Raw genomic sequence first — 5,000 nt, 5'->3', positions numbered from 1 at the left:
CAAGGCATGATACTATCCAAGTCAAGTACACTAACCAATCGCGCATCCGTCAGGATGCGCAATGTCCCTGCCGACCGACATCGGCGGGGGCGGGAAAGTGATGCTTTTGGTCCGGAGAAATGATCAGTTGTTCCAGCTTCTGGTCTTCGGCAGATCTCCTCAAGCAGCCGCAAGGCGATAGGAGGGGAAGAAACCTGTCTTTTTCTGGATCAAATCAAGCGCGAGAAGGGCGTTTGGTGGATGCCTTGGCAGTAAGAGGCGATGAAGGACGTGATACTCTGCGATAAGCCGTGAGGAGCTGAGAATAAGCTTTGATCCACGGATCTCCGAATGGGGCAACCCACCTGATACTCGGTTATTGTTATCCTGTTGGATATCAATAATCGGGTAAAACAGGTACTTGAGACCTGAATACATAGGGTTTTAAGAGCAAACCCGGGGAACTGAAACATCTAAGTACCCGGAGGAAAGGAAATCAATTGATACTCCCCCAGTAGCGGCGAGCGAACGGGGACCAGCCGAGCCGTGAGTGTGACCAGAACAACCTGGAAAGGTTGACCATAGTGGGTGACAGTCCCGTATGGGAAGCATGATCGGACGTATCAAGTAGGGCGGGACACGTGAAATCCTGTCTGAAGATCGGAGGACCACCTTCGAAGGCTAAGTACTCCTTACTGACCGATAGCGAACCAGTACCGTGAGGGAAAGGTGAAAAGCACCCCGACGAGGGGAGTGAAACAGTACCTGAAACCGGACGCCTACAAGCAGTCGGAGGGGCCTTGCGCCCTGACGGCGTACCTTTTGTATAATGGGTCATCGACTTGGTCTCACTAGCAAGCTTAAGCCGTTAGGTGTAGGCGCAGCGAAAGCGAGTCTGAATAGGGCGACGAGTTAGTGGGATCAGACCCGAAACCGAGTGATCTAGGCATGATCAGGATGAAGGTAAGGTAACACTTACTGGAGGTCCGAACCCACACCTGTTGAAAAAGGTCGGGATGAATTGTGCCTAGGGGTGAAAGGCCAATCAAACTCGGAGATAGCTGGTTCTCCGCGAAATCTATTTAGGTAGAGCGTCATCCGAATACCCCGGGGGGTAGAGCACTGGATGGGTAATGGGGCCCCACAGGCTTACTGATCCTAACCAAACTCCGAATACCCGGGAGTACTAGATGGCAGACACACTGTGGATGCTAACGTCCATAGTGGAGAGGGAAACAACCCTGACCTCCAGCTAAGGCCCCTAATTCATGGCTAAGTGGGAAAGCAGGTGGGACGACCAAAACAACCAGGAGGTTGGCTTAGAAGCAGCCATCCTTTAAAGATAGCGTAACAGCTCACTGGTCTAAACAAGTTGTCCTGCGGCGAAGATGTAACGGGGCTCAAGCCATGAGCCGAAGCTGAGGACTGCGTATGCAGTGGTAGCGGAGCGTAGTGTGACATAACACTGATCTTTATTATCGCAGATCGGTCTTGGACGCGGGCGACCGTGCTCAAGCAGCCGATAGGCGGTAGCACAAGATCACGTGTTTACTGTGAAGCCGGGGCGTGAGCCATCCGGTGGAGTGATCACTAGCGAGAATGATGACATGAGTAGCGACAAACAGGGTGAGAGACCCTGTCGCCGAAAGTCCAAGGGTTCCTGCTTAAAGCTAATCTGAGCAGGGTAAGCCGACCCCTAAGGCGAGGCCGAAAGGCGTAGTCGATGGGAACCAGGTTAATATTCCTGGGCCATGTGGTGGTGACGGATCGCGGGTGTTGTTCGACCTTATCGGATTGGTCGGGCAGCTGAGCGGTTCCTGGAAATAGCCCCACTATAAGATCGTACCCTAAACCGACACAGGTGGACTGGTAGAGAATACCAAGGCGCTTGAGAGAACGATGTTGAAGGAACTCGGCAAAATACCTCCGTAAGTTCGCGAGAAGGAGGCCCAGTTTCTACGCAAGTATTGACTGGGGGCACAAACCAGGGGGTGGCGACTGTTTACTAAAAACACAGGGCTCTGCGAAGTCGCAAGACGACGTATAGGGTCTGACGCCTGCCCGGTGCCGGAAGGTTAAAAGGAGGAGTGCAAGCTCCGAATTGAAGCCCCGGTAAACGGCGGCCGTAACTATAACGGTCCTAAGGTAGCGAAATTCCTTGTCGGGTAAGTTCCGACCTGCACGAATGGCGTAACGACTTCCCCGCTGTCTCCAACATCGACTCAGCGAAATTGAATTGCCTGTCAAGATGCAGGCTTCCCGCGGTTAGACGGAAAGACCCCGTGCACCTTTACTACAGCTTCACACTGGCATCAGGCACAACATGTGCAGGATAGGTGGTAGGCTTCGAAGCAGGGACGCCAGTCTCTGTGGAGCCTCCCTTGAGATACCACCCTTGTTCTGCTTGATGTCTAACCGCGGTCCGTTATCCGGATCCGGGACCCTGTGTGGCGGGTAGTTTGACTGGGGCGGTCGCCTCCTAAAGCGTAACGGAGGCGCGCGAAGGTTGGCTCAGAGCGGTCGGAAATCGCTCGTTGAGTGCAATGGCAGAAGCCAGCCTGACTGCGAGACTGACAAGTCGAGCAGAGTCGAAAGACGGCCATAGTGATCCGGTGGTCCCGAGTGGAAGGGCCATCGCTCAACGGATAAAAGGTACGCCGGGGATAACAGGCTGATGGTGCCCAAGAGTCCATATCGACGGCACCGTTTGGCACCTCGATGTCGGCTCATCTCATCCTGGGGCTGGAGCAGGTCCCAAGGGTACGGCTGTTCGCCGTTTAAAGAGGTACGTGAGCTGGGTTTAGAACGTCGTGAGACAGTTCGGTCCCTATCTGCCGTGGGTGTAGGATACTTGAGAGGAGTTGCCCCTAGTACGAGAGGACCGGGGTGAACGATCCACTGGTGGACCAGTTGTCATGCCAATGGCAGTGCTGGGTAGCTATGATCGGAAAGGATAACCGCTGAAGGCATCTAAGCGGGAAGCCCCCCTCAAAACAAGGTATCCCTGAGGACCGAGGTAGACCACCTCGTCGATAGGCCGGAGATGTAAGCGCAGCAATGCGTTCAGTTGACCGGTACTAATTGTCCAATAGGCTTGATTTGATCCAGTAGAAGCCAGGCTTCGTACTAGGACCAAAAAAGCATCACCAAACGTGTACTAGACTTGGATGGTTCGTTATCGCCTCACGCGCTCAAGTAGCGCGCTGGCGCGGTAGCGCACCAATCATGTGTTTCTTCCTCGGTTTGGTGGTCATAGCGTAAGCAAAACACCCGGCTCCATTCCGAACCCGGCCGTTAAGTGCTACTGCGCCAATGGTACTGCGTCTCAAGACGTGGGAGAGTAGGTCACCGCCAAACCTAGAAAGAAACACACACACGTATCTCTCAAACGATACCCAAAACCTTGGTCTTCCAAACTTGGACACGCCAAGGACCCGGCGCGGGGTGGAGCAGCCCGGTAGCTCGTCAGGCTCATAACCTGAAGGTCGTAGGTTCAAATCCTACCCCCGCAACCAAATTTCCTGTTTCGTATCAGGATATTAAGAAGCCGCCCGATGGGCGGCTTTCTTCGTTTCTGAGGGCGTGGGGGCAGTCTGGGGGCACCTCTTCCCAAACTCAGTCCCCGAACCCCCACAAGTCTCAACACCAGGCAGAGCGTGATGTTCTCAGATCGCAAGATCCTCGAGAGACTTGCCACACTCGAGCGCTGCCGTAACCCAGGCCGGACGGCGTCCACGGCCGCTCCAGGTGACTTCAGGGTTCTCAGGATGTCGGTATCTGGGCGCAGAGGGCGCAGAGGCCTTCCTGCGGCTTCCTGAGCTCTCTCCGAGCAGCTCAGCGAGCTCGAAACCATGTGACCTGAGACCCGACTTCCGTCCAGCCTTCAGGAGAATCCGTCGGTTGATTTCTGGCCTCATGCGGCCTTCGTTTCCAGTCTCGATTTCATTGCAAACTCCTGCGGCGTGAGATTGCCCAGGGATGAGTGGGGTCTGTTTCGGTTGTAGTCCTCCTTCCATGCGCCGATCTTTTCACGGGCTTCGGCCAGCGTTGAGAACAGGGTCTCGTTCAAGAGCTCGTCCCGGAAGCTGCCGTTGAACGATTCGATGAAGCCGTTCTGCATCGGCTTTCCCGGCGCGATGTAGTGCCAGCCGATCCGCGTTTCCTGGCACCATCTGAGCACCGCCATACTGGTTAGTTCCGTGCCGTTGTCGCTGACAATCGTTCTGGGTCGTCCGCGTCTGGCCATGATCGCTGACAGCTCTCGTGTGACCCGCAGCCCCGAAAGCGAAGTGTCCGCAACCAATGCCAGACATTCGCGACTGAAGTCGTCCACGATGGCCAAAACCCGGAACCTGCGTCCATCTGTAAAGGCGTCCGAGACGAAATCCAGGCTCCAGCGCTCATTGGGCCGTTCCGGAACCAGCATCGGCCTGCGTGTCCCGAGCGCCCGTTTGCGACCGCCGCGCTTCCTCACCTGCAGCTTCTCCTCGCGGTAAAGCCGCCTCAGCTTCTTCAGGTTCACTTGCCAGCCTTGTCGTTCCAGCATCACATGCACCCGCCGATAGCCGAACCGACGGCGCTCGGCCGCCACAGCCTTCATCGCCTTGCGTAGATCGGCATCGTCCGGGCGCACGCTTTGATAGCGTACGCTCGACCGATCCGCCCCGACAACTGAACACGCCCGCCGCTGGCTCACCTGGTGCGCTTCGCACAGATGCGCCACGGCTTCCCGCCTGGCCGCGGGCGTCACCATTTTTTTGATGCAACGTCTCGCAGCATCGCGTTGTCCAGCATCTGCTCGGCCAACAGCTTCTTCAGCTTTGTGTTCTCGTCCTCAAGCGCCTTCAGCTTCCGGGCATCCGACACTTCGAGCCCACCAAACTTCGCTTTCCATTTGTAGAACGTGGCCGAGCTGATCCCATGTTCCCGGCACACATCCGCCGTCGCCAGGCCGCTCTCCTGCTGCTTCAGGATCGCGATAATCTGCTCTTCGCTGAACCGTGATCTCTTCATTCCGTCCG

2 protein-coding genes, 1 tRNA gene and 2 rRNA genes are annotated in these 5,000 nt (G+C 55.9%); 3 read left to right on the top strand and 2 right to left on the bottom strand.

Going from position 1 to position 5,000, the window contains the following annotated elements:
- Nucleotides 1-212: 212 nt before the first annotated feature.
- From ROSELON_RS00025 to ROSELON_RS00015, 3 genes are all read left to right on the top strand, one after another.
- A 23S ribosomal RNA gene (locus ROSELON_RS00025) occupies nt 213-3,081 on the top strand.
- 140 nt (nt 3,082-3,221) lie between these two features.
- Nucleotides 3,222-3,336 (top strand): 5S ribosomal RNA (gene rrf, locus ROSELON_RS00020).
- 81 nt (nt 3,337-3,417) lie between these two features.
- Nucleotides 3,418-3,494: transfer RNA gene (locus ROSELON_RS00015), tRNA-Met, on the top strand.
- A gap of 150 nt (nt 3,495-3,644) precedes the next feature.
- On the opposite strand, the gene ROSELON_RS17660 is transcribed toward ROSELON_RS00015, so the two are convergent.
- Both ROSELON_RS17660 and ROSELON_RS00010 read right to left on the bottom strand, forming a co-directional pair.
- Nucleotides 3,645-3,896, bottom strand: a complete 252-nt coding sequence (locus ROSELON_RS17660; RefSeq protein ID WP_084613575.1) for an H-NS histone family protein — start codon at nt 3,894-3,896, stop codon at nt 3,645-3,647.
- Nucleotides 3,893-4,992 (bottom strand): IS3 family transposase gene (locus tag ROSELON_RS00010; RefSeq protein WP_156945632.1). Its coding sequence is split into 2 segments (ribosomal slippage): nt 3,893-4,740 and nt 4,740-4,992, totalling 1,101 coding nucleotides; the frame shifts between segments, so codons are not numbered across the junction. The genes ROSELON_RS17660 and ROSELON_RS00010 overlap by 4 nt, the downstream gene beginning before the upstream one ends.
- Between the last annotated feature and the right edge of the window lie 8 nt (nt 4,993-5,000).

The sequence above is a fragment of the Roseibacterium elongatum DSM 19469 genome (assembly GCF_000590925.1).
In the GTDB taxonomy this organism is placed as follows: Bacteria; Pseudomonadota; Alphaproteobacteria; order Rhodobacterales; family Rhodobacteraceae; genus Roseibacterium; species Roseibacterium elongatum.
Note: the sequence above shows the minus strand (reverse complement) of the source record. Positions and strands in the feature narration are given on the sequence as shown.